This window comes from Curtobacterium sp. MCBD17_019 (assembly GCF_003234555.1).
GTDB lineage: Bacteria > Actinomycetota > Actinomycetes > Actinomycetales > Microbacteriaceae > Curtobacterium.
This window is the reverse complement of sequence record NZ_QKTT01000012.1, coordinates 79433-94432: the sequence shown is the minus strand read 5'-3', so window position 1 is coordinate 94432 and position 15000 is coordinate 79433. Positions and strand designations below refer to the sequence as shown.

Genomic DNA, 15000 nt, shown 5'->3' with positions numbered 1-15000 from the left:
GGTACCGCGAGAGCGGTCGCCCGCCGTGGTCCGACGTTGGAATCGTCGGCCCGGTGTCGGGGTTGTACGGGAAGCGACACGGATCACCGTGTCGGGCGCCGTCCGGCCGCGGGACGAGGAAGCCGACGGATCACGTCGGCCAGGGAATCGAGCAGGAACCAGGAGCAGCAGTTGCCTACGATTCAGCAGCTGGTTCGCAAGGGCCGCGCGCCGAAGGTCGTCAAGACCAAGGCGCCCGCCCTCAAGGCGAACCCCCAGCAGCGTGGTGTGTGCACCCGCGTCTACACCACCACCCCGAAGAAGCCGAACTCGGCACTGCGCAAGGTCGCTCGTGTCAAGCTCTCGAACGGCACCGAGGTCACCGCGTACATCCCCGGTGAGGGCCACAACCTCCAGGAGCACTCGATGGTGCTCGTCCGTGGTGGTCGTGTGAAGGACCTCCCCGGTGTCCGCTACAAGATCGTCCGTGGTGCGCTCGACACCCAGGCCGTCAAGAACCGTAAGCAGGCCCGCAGCCGCTACGGCGCGAAGAAGGGTTGAGATAGATGCCTCGTAAGGGACCCGCCCCCAAGCGCCCCGTCGTCGCCGATCCGGTCTACGGCGCTCCGGTCGTCAGCCAGCTCGTCAACAAGATCCTGCTCGACGGCAAGAAGGGCCTCGCCGAGCGCATCGTCTACGGTGCACTCGAAGGCGTCGCCGCCAAGAACCAGCAGGACGCCGTCGCGACGCTCAAGAAGGCCCTCGACAACGTCCGCCCGACCCTCGAGGTCCGCAGCCGCCGCGTCGGTGGTTCGACCTACCAGGTGCCGGTCGAGGTCAAGCCGCACCGTGCGAACACGCTCGCGCTCCGCTGGCTCACCTCGTACGCCAAGGCCCGTCGCGAGAAGACGATGACCGAGCGTCTCATGAACGAGATCCTCGACGCGTCGAACGGTCTGGGTGCCGCGGTCAAGCGCCGCGAGGACACCCACAAGATGGCCGAGTCGAACAAGGCCTTCGCGCACTACCGCTGGTAACACTCCCGGCCCCATCGGGGGTGCCGGCGACATGATCCCGGCGCCCCCATGGGCGCTGTCGACTCCCACAACTACTCGGAGGAACCCTGTGGCACAGGACGTGCTCACCGACCTGAACAAGGTCCGCAACATCGGCATCATGGCGCACATCGATGCCGGCAAGACCACCACCACCGAGCGCATCCTGTTCTACACGGGCATCACCCACAAGATCGGGGAGGTCCACGACGGGGCCGCCACGATGGACTGGATGGCGCAGGAGCAGGAGCGCGGCATCACGATCACGTCGGCCGCGACGACGTGCTTCTGGAACAAGAACCAGATCAACATCATCGACACGCCTGGTCACGTCGACTTCACCGTCGAGGTGGAGCGTTCGCTCCGCGTCCTCGACGGCGCCGTCGCCGTGTTCGATGGCAAGGAGGGCGTCGAGCCCCAGTCGGAGACCGTCTGGCGTCAGGCCGACAAGTACGACGTGCCCCGCATCTGCTTCGTCAACAAGATGGACAAGCTCGGCGCGGACTTCTACTTCACGGTGGACACGATCATCAACCGCCTCGGCGCGGAGCCGCTCGTGATCCAGCTCCCGATCGGTGCCGAGAGCACCTTCGAGGGTGTCGTGGACCTCGTTGAGATGCGGGCGCTCACCTGGCGCGGTGACGCCAAGGGTGACGTCCAGATGGGCGCGCACTACGAGATCGAGGAGATCCCGGCCGACCTCAAGGACAAGGCCGACGAGTACCGCGCGAAGCTGATCGAGCGCGTCGCCGAGACCGACGACGCCCTGCTCGAGAAGTACTTCGGTGGCGAGGACCTCTCCGTCGACGAGATCAAGGGCGCCATCCGCAAGCTCACGGTCAACAGCGAGGTCTACCCGGTCCTCTGTGGTTCGGCGTTCAAGAACCGCGGTGTGCAGCCGATGCTCGACGCGGTCATCGACTACCTGCCGAGCCCGCTCGACGTCCCGGCGGTCGAGGGCCACGACGTGAAGAACGAGGAGACCATCCTCACCCGTCACGCCGACTCGACCGAGCCCTTCTCCGCCCTCGCGTTCAAGGTCGCGGTGCACCCGTTCTTCGGTCGCCTCACTTACGTCCGCGTGTACTCGGGCTCCATCGAGTCCGGGTCGCAGGTCATCAACTCGACCAAGGGCAAGAAGGAGCGCATCGGCAAGATCTTCCAGATGCACTCCAACAAGGAGAACCCGGTCGACAGCGTGACCGCGGGCCACATCTACGCGGTGATCGGCCTCAAGGACACGACGACCGGTGACACCCTGTGCGACCCGGACAACCAGATCGTCCTCGAGTCGATGACGTTCCCGGAGCCGGTCATCGAGGTCGCGATCGAGCCGAAGACCAAGCAGGACCAGGAGAAGCTCTCCACCGCCATCCAGAAGCTGGCGGAGGAGGACCCGACGTTCCGGGTCGAGCTCAACGCGGAGACCGGTCAGACGGTCATCAAGGGCATGGGCGAGCTCCACCTCGACATCCTCGTCGACCGCATGAAGCGCGAGTTCAAGGTCGAGGCGAACGTCGGCAAGCCGCAGGTCGCGTACCGCGAGACCTTGCGCAAGCCGGTCGAGCGGTACGACTACACCCACAAGAAGCAGACCGGTGGTTCCGGCCAGTTCGCGAAGGTGCAGATCGCGCTCGAGCCGATGGAGGTCACGGCCGAGAAGGTCTACGAGTTCGAGAACAAGGTCACGGGTGGCCGCGTTCCGCGCGAGTACATCCCCTCGGTCGACGCCGGCATCCAGGACGCCATGCAGGTCGGCATCCTCGCGGGCTTCCCGACGGTCGGCGTCAAGGCGACCCTCCTCGACGGTGCGGCGCACGACGTCGACTCGTCCGAGATGGCGTTCAAGATCGCCGGTTCGATGGCCTACAAGGAGGCTGCGCGCAAGGCGAACCCCGTCCTGCTCGAGCCGCTCATGGCCGTCGAGGTCCGCACCCCCGAGGAGTACATGGGCGACGTCATCGGCGACCTGAACTCCCGTCGTGGGCAGATCTCGTCGATGGAGGACGCCTCGGGCGTCAAGGTGGTCCGCGCGAGCGTGCCGCTGTCCGAGATGTTCGGCTACGTCGGCGACCTCCGGTCGAAGACGTCGGGCCGCGCCGTCTACTCGATGGTGTTCGACTCCTACGCCGAGGTCCCCAGGGCCGTGGCGGACGAGATCGTGCAGAAGAGCAAGGGGGAGTGACGCCCTCGGCGTGACTCCCCAGGCGAGGGGGTCGGCAGCGGCCCCCTCGCCACCAAGTACAGTAGTTCCACACCAACACGCAGCGCCGCCGGACGTGAACCGGGGGTCCTGCATCCGAGTCCTGAGGAGGACCCACAGTGGCTAAGGCCAAGTTCGAGCGGACCAAGCCGCACGTCAACATCGGAACCATCGGGCACGTCGACCACGGCAAGACGACGCTCACCGCGGCGATCACCAAGGTCCTGCACGACAAGTACCCGGAGCTGAACACGGCCTCGGCGTTCGACCAGATCGACAACGCGCCTGAGGAGAAGCAGCGCGGTATCACGATCAACATCTCGCACGTCGAGTACCAGACCGAGAAGCGCCACTACGCGCACGTCGACGCCCCGGGCCACGCGGACTACGTGAAGAACATGATCACGGGTGCGGCGCAGATGGACGGCGCGATCCTCGTGGTCGCCGCCACCGACGGCCCGATGCCGCAGACGCGTGAGCACGTGCTGCTCGCCCGTCAGGTCGGTGTCCCCTACATCGTCGTGGCCCTCAACAAGGCCGACATGGTGGACGACGAGGAGATCCTGGAGCTCGTCGAGCTCGAGGTCCGCGAGCTCCTCTCGAGCCAGGAGTTCGACGGCGACAACGCCCCGATCGTCCGCGTCTCGGCGCTCCAGGCGCTCGAGGGTGACGAGAAGTGGGCCGCGACGGTCGCCGACCTCATGGACGCCGTCGACGAGAACGTGCCGGACCCGGTGCGCGCCACCGACCAGCCGTTCCTGATGCCGATCGAGGACGTCTTCACGATCACCGGTCGTGGCACCGTCGTCACCGGTCGTGTCGAGCGTGGCACCCTCAAGGTGAACGAGGAGGTCGAGATCGTCGGCATCCGCGCGACGCAGAAGACCACCGTCACGGGCATCGAGATGTTCCGCAAGCTGCTCGACTCCGCCGAGGCCGGTGACAACACGGGTCTGCTCCTCCGCGGCACCAAGCGCGAGGACGTCGAGCGCGGCCAGGTCGTCGTGAAGCCGGGTTCGGTCACGCCGCACACCGAGTTCTCCGCGAACGTCTACATCCTGTCGAAGGACGAGGGTGGTCGTCACAACCCGTTCTACGGGAACTACCGCCCGCAGTTCTACTTCCGCACCACGGACGTCACCGGCGTCATCACGCTGCCCGAGGGCACCGAGATGGTCATGCCCGGCGACACCACCTCCATCACGGTCGAGCTGATCCAGCCGATCGCCATGGAGGAGGGCCTCCGCTTCGCCATCCGTGAGGGTGGTCGTACGGTCGGCGCCGGTACGGTCGAGAAGATCATCAAGTAACTCCGGTTGCTGCGACAAGGGGTCGGACCTTCGGGTCCGGCCCCTTTCGTCGTTCCCGGACGGGACGTGGCGTCCCCGGACGGGACGTGGCGTCCCCGGGCGGGACCTGGCGTCCCTGGGCATGACGGGGCGTCCCTGGGCATGACGGGGCGGGACGAGGCAGGGCGCGACGTGCGCGAGCCCACCGCGAGCCGGGAGGACCGTGGGCACCTCGGTGGGTCATCGGCGGGGATGCCGGTGTTGACTGGTCGCATGACACGTCTGCGCCGTTCGAGGACGACGGGACGCGGATTCCACCGGGTCCGATCCGGTAAGGGGTTCTCCTACCGCGATCCCGACGGCGGTACCGTCCACGACGCCGACCTCCGCCACCGGTTCGACGAGCTGGTGATCCCGCCCGCGTGGAACGACGTGTGGATCTCGCCGTACGAGAACGGACACATCCTCGCGACGGGCATCGACGGCGCCGGTCGGCGCCAGTACATGTACCACCCGGGTTGGCGCGAGCGGATGGACAAGATCAAGTACGACCGGGCGCTCGCCCTCGCCGAGTCGCTCCCGTCCGCTCGACGGATGGTGACCATGGACCTCCGCCGACCGGACCCGGACCTCCGACGTGCGCAGGCCGCGGCCTTCCGGATGCTCGACCAGGGGTCGCTCCGGGTCGGCTCGGAGCGGTATGCGCTCGAGCACGGGAGCCACGGCCTGTCGACGCTGCTGTGTTCCCACGCGCACATCTCGGGCGACGACATCGAGCTCGGGTTCCCGGGCAAGAGCGGGCAGGAGTGGTCGTCCACCATCCACGACCACGACCTCGCGCGGGTGCTCGTGGGCATGAAGCGTCGGGGCGGGAACGCGCGACTGCTCTCGTTCCGCGACGAGCCCGGTGCCGAGTGGCGTCCGCTGTCGGCCGAGCTCATCAATGAGTACGTCAAGGAGCGCGCCGGCGACGACTTCACGGCGAAGGACTTCCGGACGCTGCACGGTACGGTCGCCGCGGCCGTGGACCTGGCGAAGACGGGCCCCCAGTCGTCCGACGCCAAGCGCAAGAAGGCGATCTCGCATGCGGTGAAGGCCGCGTCCGACGTGCTCGGCAACACCCCGACCGTGGCGCGGCAGAGCTACATCGACCCGCGCGTGATCGACGCGTACAACCACGGCGAGACGATCGATCCTGCCCGGTTGGCCTCTGCGGAGTCCGAGGTCCGCGCGCTGCTCTACCGCGACTGAATGACGTACCGTTGATGCACGTGCCGACCGTTCGGGCGTCGGCACGGAGAGGCCAGCGTGACCGACGAGTGCATCCACGGTTTCCCCGTCGAGCTCTGTGACATCTGCACCCCACGGCAGCGGGCGGAACCGGTCGTCGCACCGACCCGCGCTCCGCGGCGTGCCCGTCCGGTCTCGCTCCGGTCGGACGGTCCGTCGGACGCGCCCCGGGCCTCCCGGAGTGCGACCCGGACCGCGGTCCCGGTGGCGGTGGAGCCCCAGGTCCGCCCGTTCGCGTCGATGCGCGCGCACCACTGGACCCATCGCGACAACCTCGCGGCCATCGTCGCCGAGGGTGCGCTGCTGGCCGCGTCGTCGGTGGTCCCCGAGTTCGACGTCAGCGCGGCGGAGGTCCGCGCGGCCCGAGCGGCCGCGGCCACCCCGGACGGCGGGTCCGTCGCGGACCACGTCCCCTTCGTGCTCACCCCGGAGGCCCTGACCTGGCAGTCGCTGCGCACCGGCGCCGAGGACGACCGGTGGTCCGACGCGGCACGTCGCAGTCGTCCGGTCGACTACGTCATGCTGGTCGTGCCGACCGTCGCGTTCGGGGCGTCGGTCATCGTGACGGATCTCGACGCGGAGGACCCCGCGGCGCGCTCGGCCGTCGGCCCGGAGGCCGCGGGCACCCTGCTCCGACGCGCTTCGCTCCAGGACCCCGAGTTGCAGCGCGTCGAGCTGCTGGCGGGTCCGCGTGTGCCGTTCTCGGCCGTCGCGGTCGTCGGCGTGCCGAACGACCGCGTCCGCGACGACGTCCGCTCGGTCCTGGCGGAGGCCGGCGGTCACGCCCCGCGCGTCGCGGTGTTCCCGCCCTGGTTCCGTCCGACCGTCTGACGTCCGGCGGGCGGTCGCCGGACTCCCGACGGGAGGCCCGTCACCAGGTCGCCCCGGACCGCCCGTCCGCCGCTCCTCGAGCCCCGCAACGGCGTGGATCGCACGCGACACGCCCGGGTTGCACGAGTGCGGAGGACATGCGAGACTTGTCCGGTTCCAAATTCCGCGGACACACGTGTCCGCCGGGTCACTGCCCAGGCAGTGCACAGGCCCCGCCCTCCGGGTGGCTGCGCCTGGGCCGCAGGCAGCAAGAACACCACATCGACTCCACACCTGGAACGCACGGGGACACCCGTGTGCTCCGCGGAGGCGATACGGGTCCGACCGGAACGGTCGAAATCCCCCTCCTGCGGAGTGGGTTCTCGATCGGCCCGGGAGGGCAGTTGACAGGAGAACAGCGGTCATGGCCGGCGGGAGTGATCCCGACGGTGACGTGCCGGTGATCTAGGCAAACAGCCTGCCCGACGAGGCAGGCGGCGTCAGGCGGCCCACGCGGTGCGCGGCGCAGAGAGGAACGAGAGAGACATGGCGGGACAGAAGATCCGCATCCGGCTCAAGTCGTACGACCACGAGGTCATCGACACGTCGGCCCGGAAGATCGTCGACACGGTGACCCGTGCCGGTGCGACCGTGGTCGGCCCGGTGCCGCTCCCCACCGAGAAGAACGTGGTCGTCGTGATCCGTTCTCCCCACAAGTACAAGGACTCGCGCGAGCACTTCGAGAAGCGCACGCACAAGCGGGTCATCGACATCATCGACCCGACGCCGAAGGCCGTCGACTCGCTCATGCGTCTCGACCTGCCCGCCGACGTCAACATCGAGATCAAGCTGTAAGGGGGCGACAACGATGGCCATCGCAACCAAGACCGTCAAGGGCCTGCTCGGCAAGAAGCTCGGCATGACCCAGGTGTGGGACGAGAACAACAAGCTCATCCCCGTCACCGTCGTCGAGATCACCCCGAACGTCGTGACCCAGATCCGCACCGCCGAGAAGGACGGCTACCAGGCCGTCCAGATCGCCGCCGGCGCGATCGACCCCCGCAAGGTCAACAAGCCCTCCGCCGGGCACTTCGAGGCCGCCGGTGTCACGCCGCGCCGCCACCTCACCGAGATCCGCACCGCTGACGCCGGCGAGTACGCGCTCGGCCAGGAGCTCGCCGTCGACATGTTCGAGGCCGGCCAGAAGGTCGACGTCGTCGGCACCAGCAAGGGCAAGGGCTTCGCCGGTGTCATGAAGCGCCACAACTTCAAGGGTGTCTCCGCCTCGCACGGTGCGCACCGCAACCACCGCAAGCCCGGTTCGATCGGTGCTTCGTCGACCCCGTCGCGCGTCTTCAAGGGCATGCGCATGGCCGGTCGCATGGGTGGGGAGCGCGTCACCGTCCTCAACCTCACGGTGCACGCCGTGGACGCCGAGAAGAACCTGCTGCTCGTCAAGGGCGCGGTCCCCGGTGCTCGCGGTCGCATCGTCTTCGTCCGCACCGCCGTGAAGGGTAAGTGAGCATGGCCACCACGACTGCAACCACGATCGACGTGCTCGACGCGTCGGGCGCCCAGGCCGGCACGGTCGAGCTCCCCGCCGAGATCTTCGACGTCGAGACCAACGTCCCGCTGATCCACCAGGTCGTCGTCGCGCAGCTCGCCGCCGCGCGTCAGGGCACCCACAAGACCAAGCGCCGCGGCGAGGTCTCCGGTGCCGGCCGCAAGCCCTTCAAGCAGAAGGGCACCGGCCGCGCGCGTCAGGGCTCGATCCGCGCCCCGCAGATGACCGGCGGTGGCATCGTCCACGGACCCGTGCCGCGCGACTACGCGCAGCGCACCCCCAAGAAGATGATCGCCAAGGCGCTGCTCGGTTCGCTCTCGGACCGCGCTCGCGGTGGGCGGATCCACGCGGTCGAGGCCTTCCTCGACGCCGAGGTCCCCTCGACCAAGAGCGTCCGCACGCTCCTCGAGAAGATCGCCCCGTCGAAGCACGTCCTCGTCGTGCTCGAGTCGACGGACGAGGTCGCGCTCAAGAGCGTCCGGAACCTGCCCAACGTCCACGCGCTCACGTACGGCCAGCTGAACGCCTACGACGTCCTCGTGAGCGACGACGTGGTCTTCAGCAAGAGCGCCCTCGACGCCTTCGTCGCGTCGAAGACCGCGAAGGAGAACAACGCATGAGCGGCTTCAACAAGGACCCGCGCGACATCATCATCGCGCCGGTCGTGTCGGAGAAGAGCTACGGCCTCATCGACCAGGGCAAGTACACGTTCCTCGTGGACCCGCGCGCGAACAAGACCGAGATCAAGCTCGCCATCGAGAAGATCTTCGACGTCAAGGTCGCGGGCATCAACACCCTGAACCGTCCGGGGAAGACCCGTCGTACGCGGTTCGGCATCGGCAAGCGCAAGGACACCAAGCGCGCCATCGTCACGCTCAAGTCCGGATCGATCGACATCTTCACGGCTGTCGGCTGAGGACCGGAAGGGATACATCATGGCTATTCGTAACTACAAGCCCACGACCCCGGGTCGTCGCGGCTCCTCCGTCGCCGACTTCGCCGAGATCACGCGTTCGACCCCGGAGAAGTCGCTCCTGCGTCCGCTCCCGAAGACCGGTGGCCGCAACAGCTCCGGCCGGATCACGACGCGTCACATCGGTGGTGGCCACAAGCGCCAGTACCGGGTCATCGACTTCCGTCGGAACGACAAGGACGGCGTCGACGCCAAGGTCGCGCACATCGAGTACGACCCGAACCGCACCGCGCGCATCGCGCTGCTGCACTTCGTGGACGGCACCAAGCGCTACATCCTCGCGCCGAACCGCCTGAAGCAGGGCGACGTCGTCGAGTCGGGTGCCGGCGCCGACATCAAGCCGGGCAACAACCTGCCGCTCCGCAACATCCCCGTCGGTACGGTCGTGCACGCGATCGAGCTCCGTCCGGGTGGTGGCGCCAAGCTCGCCCGTTCCGCGGGTGCCTCGGTGCGCCTCGTGGCGAAGGACGGCCCCTACGCGCAGCTCCGCCTGCCGTCGGGCGAGGTCCGCAACGTCGACGCGCGCTGCCGCGCGACGATCGGCGAGGTCGGCAACGCCGAGCAGTCGAACATCAACTGGGGCAAGGCCGGCCGCATGCGCTGGAAGGGCGTCCGCCCGACCGTGCGTGGTGTCGCGATGAACCCGATCGACCACCCGCACGGTGGTGGTGAGGGCAAGACCTCCGGTGGTCGCCACCCGGTCAGCCCGTGGGGCCAGCCGGAGGGCCGGACGCGCAAGCCGAACAAGCCGAGCGACCAGCTCATCGTCCGTCGCCGCACCGCCGGTAAGAAGCGCAAGTAGGAGTTGTAGAAGATGCCACGCAGTCTGAAGAAGGGCCCCTTCGTCGACGAGCACCTGCTTCGCAAGGTGGTCGTCCAGAACGAGGCCAACACGAAGAACGTGATCCGCACGTGGTCGCGTCGCTCGATGATCGTTCCGAACATGCTCGGGCACACGATCGCCGTGCACGACGGCCGCAAGCACATCCCGGTGTTCGTCACCGAGTCGATGGTCGGTCACAAGCTCGGCGAGTTCGCGCCGACCCGCACCTTCCGTGGTCACGTGAAGGACGACAAGAAGGGCCGTCGCCGCTAACGCGGGGACGCTGAAGGAGGAACGAAATGGTGGAGTCGATCGCACGCGTGCGACACATCCGCGTCACGCCTCAGAAGGCCCGTCGCGTCATCGAGCTGATCCGCGGCAAGCAGGCCCACGAAGCCCTCGCCATCCTGAAGTTCGCCCCGCAGGGCGCTTCCGAGCCGGTCTACAAGCTGGTCGCCTCGGCGATCGCGAACGCCCGGGTCAAGGCGGACCAGACGAACAGCTTCCTCGACGAGCGCGACCTCTACGTGAGCCGCGTCTTCGTCGACGAGGGCACGACCCTGAAGCGGTTCCAGCCGCGTGCCCAGGGGCGAGCCTTCCGCATCAACAAGCGCACCAGCCACATCACGGTCGTCCTCGCGACGCCGGACGAGGTCGAGGCGGCCGCTACCAGCAAGAAGGCGAGCAAGTAATGGGCCAGAAGGTCAACCCGTACGGCTTCCGTCTCGGGATCACGACGGACCACGTGTCGCACTGGTTCTCGGACAGCACCAAGAAGGGCCAGCGGTACAGCGACTACGTCGCCGAGGACGTCCGCATCCGTCAGATGCTGACGAAGTCCCTCGACCGCGCCGGCGTCGCCCGCATCGAGCTCGAGCGCACCCGTGACCGCGTCCGCGTGGACATCCACACGGCACGTCCTGGCATCGTCATCGGCCGCCGTGGCGCCGAGGCCGAGCGCATCCGCGGCGACCTCGAGAAGCTCACGGGCAAGCAGATCCAGCTGAACATCCTCGAGGTCAAGAACCCCGAGACCGAGGCGCAGCTCGTCGCCCAGGGCATCGCGGAGCAGCTCAGCGCTCGTGTCGCCTTCCGTCGCGCCATGCGCAAGGGCCTCCAGGGCGCCCAGCGCGCTGGCGCCAAGGGCGTCCGGATCCAGGTGTCGGGTCGTCTCGGCGGCGCCGAGATGAGTCGTTCGGAGTTCTACCGCGAGGGCCGCGTGCCCCTGCACACGCTCCGCGCCAACATCGACTACGGCTTCTACGAGGCCCGCACGACCTTCGGTCGGATCGGTGTGAAGGTCTGGATCTACAAGGGCGACATCACCAACAAGGAGCTCGCTCGCGAGCAGGCGAACCAGCGTTCGTCGCGCCCCGAGCGTCGTGACGGCGGCCGTGGCGGTCGTGGCGGCCGTGACGGCGCCCCCCGCGGCGACCGTCGCGAGCAGCAGGCTCCGCAGGAGGCGCCGGCCGGCGCAGGAGTTGAGGCGTAACCATGCTTATCCCCCGTCGAGTCAAGCACCGCAAGCAGCACCACCCCACGCGTCGCGGCCAGGCGACCGGCGGCACCAAGGTGTCGTTCGGTGACTTCGGTATCCAGGCCCTGACCCCCGCCTACGTGACGAACCGCCAGATCGAGTCCGCTCGTATCGCCATGACGCGTCACATCAAGCGTGGCGGCAAGGTGTGGATCAACATCTACCCGGACCGTCCGCTCACGAAGAAGCCCGCCGAGACCCGCATGGGTTCCGGTAAGGGTTCGCCCGAGTGGTGGGTCGCGAACGTCAAGCCGGGACGCGTGCTCTTCGAGCTCTCCGGCGTGAGCGAGGACATCGCCCGCGAGGCGATGACCCGTGCAATCCACAAGCTGCCCCTCAAGGCACGCATCATCAAGCGCGAGGAGGGCGACGCATAATGGCGATCGGTTCCAAGGAGCTCCGTCCGTCGGAGCTCGACACCTTCGAGGACGAGCGTCTCGCTGACGAGCTGAAGAAGGCCAAGGAAGAGCTGTTCAACCTGCGCTTCCAGTCGGCCACCGGCCAGCTCGAGAGCCACGGCCGCCTCCGTGCCGTCAAGCGCGACATCGCCCGCATCTACACGGTGCTGCGCGAGCGCGAGCTCGGCATCCGTGCCACCCCGACCCCGGTCGAGGCGAGCACCACCACGACCAAGAAGTCGTCCCGCAAGAAGGCCGACGCGGCCGAGGCCACGACGACCGACACCGCTGCATCGACCAGCACCGAGGAGAAGTGATGGCCACCGAGAAGCAGGCCACCGAGGTCGACGCCGCGACCACCGCGCGCGGCTACCGCAAGACGCGTCGTGGCTACGTCACGAGCGACAAGATGGACAAGACGATCGTCGTCGAGGTCGAGGACCGCGTGAAGCACCCCCTCTACGGCAAGGTCATCCGTCGCACCTCCAAGGTGAAGGCCCACGACGAGCAGGGCACCGCCGGCATCGGCGACCTGGTCCTCATCAGCGAGACCCGTCCCCTCAGCGCCACCAAGCGCTGGCGCCTGGTCGAGATCCTCGAGAAGGCCAAGTAAGCCCCCGGGCCTACTTGCGGAATAGGAGACAGCAGTGATTCAGCAGGAATCCCGCCTGAAGGTCGCCGACAACACCGGAGCCAAGGAGATCTTGGCCATCCGCGTGCTCGGTGGCTCGGGTCGTCGCTATGCCGGCCTCGGTGACGTGATCGTCGCGACCGTGAAGGACGCGATCCCGGGCGGCAACGTCAAGAAGGGTGACGTCGTCAAGGCCGTCATCGTTCGCACCAAGAAGGAGACCCGTCGTCAGGACGGCTCCTACATCAAGTTCGACGAGAACGCCGCGGTGATCCTCAAGGCGGACGGCGACCCCCGGGGCACCCGCATCTTCGGGCCGGTCGGTCGCGAGCTCCGCGACAAGAAGTTCATGAAGATCATCTCGCTGGCACCGGAGGTCATCTAGTCATGGCGAACATCAAGAAGGGCGACCTGGTCCAGGTGATCTCGGGCCCGTCGCAGGCGCGCGGTGGCGACCGCGGCAAGCAGGGCAAGGTCATCGAGGTGCTCCCCGACGAGCAGCGTGTCGTCGTCGAGGGCGTGAACTTCGTCAAGAAGCACGTCCGCGTCGGTCAGACCCAGCGCGGCTCGAAGACCGGTGGCATCGAGACCCACGAGGCCCCGATCCACGTGTCCAACGTGGCCGTGGTCGACCCGAAGACCAAGAAGCCGACCCGTGTCGGTCACCGCACCGAGACGGTCGAGAAGGACGGCGTCACCAAGACCGTCCGCGTCCGTTACGCCAAGAAGTCGGGGGAGGACCTCTGATGAGCGACACCACTACGGCGCCGGCCGAGGCCGCGTCCAGCGAGAAGGTCCAGCCGCGGCTGAAGCAGAAGTACAAGAACGAGATCGCCGCGGCGCTCACCGAGCAGTTCGGCTACACGAACGTCCACCAGGTCCCCGGCCTGGTCAAGGTCGTCGTGAACACCGGTGTCGGCGAGGCCGCTCGTGACTCGAAGGTCATCGACGGTGCGGTGCGCGACCTCACGGCCATCACCGGCCAGAAGCCGCAGGTCACGAAGGCCCGCAAGTCCATCGCGCAGTTCAAGCTGCGCGAGGGCCAGCCCATCGGCGCGCACGTCACCCTCCGCGGTGACCGCGCGTGGGAGTTCCTCGACCGCCTGCTGTCGCTGGCACTGCCCCGCATCCGCGACTTCCGCGGTCTGAGCGACCGCCAGTTCGACGGCAACGGCAACTACACCTTCGGTCTCACGGAGCAGAGCGTGTTCCACGAGATCGACCAGGACCGCATCGACCGCGTCCGTGGCTTCGACATCACCGTCGTCACCACGGCCAAGACGGACGACGAGGGCCGCGCGCTGCTCCGCCAGCTCGGTTTCCCGTTCCGTTCCAGCGAGCAGACGGTCTAAGATCGTTCGGACGGCCGGGCCGGAGGGGCGCTCCCTCCGGCCCGCCGCACGAGCACCGAGACGTCGGGGAATCGCCCTGACGTCGCCCGATCACACAGGTCGGCATCCGTGGAACGGGTGTCGAAACCGGGTGAGAACAGGATGAACCAACCATGACGATGACCGATCCGGTCGCAGACATGCTGACGAGATTGCGCAACGCGAACTCGGCGCACCACGACGCCGTCTCGCTGCCCAGCTCGAAGCTGAAGACCCACATCGCCGAGATCCTCAAGCGCGAGGGTTACATCAGCGAGTGGCGTGTGGAGGATGCCCGCGTGGGGCAGACCCTCACCATCGACCTCAAGTACGGCCCCGAGCGCGAGCGCTCCATCGCCGGCATCAAGCGCGTCTCCAAGCCCGGTCTCCGGGTCTACGCCAAGTCGACGGAGATCCCCCAGGTCCTCGGTGGCCTCGGCGTGGCGATCCTGTCGACTTCCTCGGGTCTCCTCACGGACCGCGAGGCCGAGCAGAAGGGCGTGGGTGGGGAAGTCCTCGCCTACGTGTGGTGATCGACCATGTCTCGTATCGGACGTCTTCCCATCGACATCCCCGCCGGCGTCACCGTGACGGTCGACGGCGCGAACGTCGCCGTCAAGGGGCCGAAGGGTGAGCTCGCGCTCACCGTCGCCAGCCCCATCGCGGTCGCGATCGAGGACAACCAGATCCTCGTCACCCGTCCGGACGACGAGCGCACCTCGCGCTCGCTGCACGGCCTGACCCGGACGCTGATCGCCAACCAGATCACCGGCGTGACCCAGGGCTACTCCAAGGGCCTCGAGGTCGTCGGGACCGGCTACCGCGTCCAGGCACGCGGCACGAGCGTCGAGTTCGCACTCGGCTACTCGCACCCCATCACGGTCGAGCCGCCCGCGGGCATCAGCTTCACCGTCGAGGGCAACAACCGACTCACCGTGAACGGCATCGACAAGCAGGCCGTCGGTGAGGTCGCCGCAAACATCCGCAAGCTTCGCAAGCCCGAGCCGTACAAGGGCAAGGGCGTTCGCTACGCCGGCGAGGTCGTCCGCCGCAAGGCCGGAAAGTCAGGTAAGTGATC

Annotated in this window: 22 protein-coding genes; all 22 read left to right on the top strand. The window is 67.8% G+C overall.

The features are described from left to right. The first annotated feature begins 171 nt into the window (after positions 1–171). The 22 genes from rpsL to rplF all read left to right on the top strand — a co-directional run bounded on the left by rpsL (position 172) and on the right by rplF (position 14998). Positions 172–540, top strand: a complete 369-nt coding sequence (rpsL, locus tag DEI82_RS12130) for a 30S ribosomal protein S12 (protein ID WP_111009864.1) — start codon at positions 172–174, stop codon at positions 538–540. Positions 541–545: 5 nt separating this feature from the next. Beyond that, positions 546–1016, top strand: coding sequence for a 30S ribosomal protein S7 (gene rpsG, locus DEI82_RS12125; RefSeq protein ID WP_111009862.1), 471 nt, complete (start codon positions 546–548; stop codon positions 1014–1016). Between the two features lie 88 nt (positions 1017–1104). Continuing rightward, on the top strand, positions 1105–3219 hold the full coding sequence (gene fusA, locus DEI82_RS12120) for an elongation factor G (protein WP_111009860.1): 2115 nt from the start codon (positions 1105–1107) through the stop codon (positions 3217–3219). 137 nt (positions 3220–3356) lie between these two features. Continuing rightward, the gene (gene tuf / locus DEI82_RS12115; protein WP_111009858.1) at positions 3357–4547 is read left to right on the top strand and encodes an elongation factor Tu; all 1191 of its coding nucleotides are present in this window, start codon (positions 3357–3359) and stop codon (positions 4545–4547) included. A gap of 252 nt (positions 4548–4799) precedes the next feature. Further along, positions 4800–5777 carry a DNA topoisomerase IB gene (locus DEI82_RS12110; protein WP_111009909.1) on the top strand — a complete coding sequence of 326 codons (978 nt, stop codon included), beginning with the start codon at positions 4800–4802 and terminating at the stop codon, positions 5775–5777. Positions 5778–5834: 57 nt separating this feature from the next. Beyond that, positions 5835–6647: a DarT ssDNA thymidine ADP-ribosyltransferase family protein gene (locus DEI82_RS12105; RefSeq protein ID WP_111036929.1), complete on the top strand. Its 813-nt coding sequence runs from the start codon at positions 5835–5837 to the stop codon at positions 6645–6647. A gap of 525 nt (positions 6648–7172) precedes the next feature. After that, entirely contained in the window at positions 7173–7481 is a 309-nt protein-coding gene (rpsJ, locus tag DEI82_RS12100) for a 30S ribosomal protein S10 (RefSeq protein ID WP_111009854.1), read from the top strand. A gap of 13 nt (positions 7482–7494) precedes the next feature. Continuing rightward, complete coding sequence (gene rplC, locus DEI82_RS12095; RefSeq protein WP_111009852.1) at positions 7495–8148, top strand: 50S ribosomal protein L3; 654 nt, start codon at positions 7495–7497, stop codon at positions 8146–8148. Between the two features lie 2 nt (positions 8149–8150). Next, positions 8151–8810, top strand: a complete 660-nt coding sequence (gene rplD / locus DEI82_RS12090; RefSeq protein ID WP_111012127.1) for a 50S ribosomal protein L4 — start codon at positions 8151–8153, stop codon at positions 8808–8810. Continuing rightward, on the top strand, positions 8807–9106 hold the full coding sequence (gene rplW / locus DEI82_RS12085) for a 50S ribosomal protein L23 (protein WP_111009849.1): 300 nt from the start codon (positions 8807–8809) through the stop codon (positions 9104–9106). Before rplD ends, rplW begins: the two co-directional genes overlap by 4 nt. A gap of 19 nt (positions 9107–9125) precedes the next feature. Further along, positions 9126–9965, top strand: coding sequence for a 50S ribosomal protein L2 (gene rplB / locus DEI82_RS12080; protein ID WP_111009847.1), 840 nt, complete (start codon positions 9126–9128; stop codon positions 9963–9965). 12 nt (positions 9966–9977) lie between these two features. Further along, the gene (gene rpsS / locus DEI82_RS12075) at positions 9978–10259 is read left to right on the top strand and encodes a 30S ribosomal protein S19 (RefSeq protein ID WP_111009845.1); all 282 of its coding nucleotides are present in this window, start codon (positions 9978–9980) and stop codon (positions 10257–10259) included. A 26-nt stretch (positions 10260–10285) separates the two neighbouring features. Further along, positions 10286–10678 (top strand): 50S ribosomal protein L22, encoded by a 393-nt coding sequence (rplV, locus tag DEI82_RS12070; RefSeq protein ID WP_111009843.1) that lies wholly within the window; start codon positions 10286–10288, stop codon positions 10676–10678. Further along, positions 10678–11478, top strand: coding sequence for a 30S ribosomal protein S3 (gene rpsC / locus DEI82_RS12065; RefSeq protein WP_111009841.1), 801 nt, complete (start codon positions 10678–10680; stop codon positions 11476–11478). Before rplV ends, rpsC begins: the two co-directional genes overlap by 1 nt. A 2-nt stretch (positions 11479–11480) precedes the next feature. Further along, positions 11481–11900, top strand: coding sequence for a 50S ribosomal protein L16 (rplP, locus tag DEI82_RS12060; RefSeq protein WP_111009840.1), 420 nt, complete (start codon positions 11481–11483; stop codon positions 11898–11900). Continuing rightward, positions 11900–12238: a 50S ribosomal protein L29 gene (gene rpmC / locus DEI82_RS16625; protein ID WP_111009839.1), complete on the top strand. Its 339-nt coding sequence runs from the start codon at positions 11900–11902 to the stop codon at positions 12236–12238. Before rplP ends, rpmC begins: the two co-directional genes overlap by 1 nt. Continuing rightward, positions 12238–12534: a 30S ribosomal protein S17 gene (gene rpsQ / locus DEI82_RS12050; protein WP_111012128.1), complete on the top strand. Its 297-nt coding sequence runs from the start codon at positions 12238–12240 to the stop codon at positions 12532–12534. Before rpmC ends, rpsQ begins: the two co-directional genes overlap by 1 nt. A 34-nt stretch (positions 12535–12568) precedes the next feature. Then, on the top strand, positions 12569–12937 hold the full coding sequence (gene rplN, locus DEI82_RS12045) for a 50S ribosomal protein L14 (RefSeq protein ID WP_066517778.1): 369 nt from the start codon (positions 12569–12571) through the stop codon (positions 12935–12937). A 2-nt stretch (positions 12938–12939) separates the two neighbouring features. Next, a complete protein-coding gene (gene rplX, locus DEI82_RS12040; protein ID WP_111009837.1) occupies positions 12940–13299 on the top strand; it encodes a 50S ribosomal protein L24 in 360 nt (119 codons plus the stop codon). Continuing rightward, positions 13299–13904 (top strand): 50S ribosomal protein L5, encoded by a 606-nt coding sequence (rplE, locus tag DEI82_RS12035; RefSeq protein WP_111036927.1) that lies wholly within the window; start codon positions 13299–13301, stop codon positions 13902–13904. The genes rplX and rplE overlap by 1 nt, the downstream gene beginning before the upstream one ends. Before the next feature lie 152 nt (positions 13905–14056). After that, the gene (rpsH, locus tag DEI82_RS12030) at positions 14057–14455 is read left to right on the top strand and encodes a 30S ribosomal protein S8 (RefSeq protein ID WP_111009835.1); all 399 of its coding nucleotides are present in this window, start codon (positions 14057–14059) and stop codon (positions 14453–14455) included. A 6-nt stretch (positions 14456–14461) separates the two neighbouring features. Next, entirely contained in the window at positions 14462–14998 is a 537-nt protein-coding gene (gene rplF, locus DEI82_RS12025) for a 50S ribosomal protein L6 (protein ID WP_111009834.1), read from the top strand. Positions 14999–15000 lie beyond the last annotated feature (2 nt).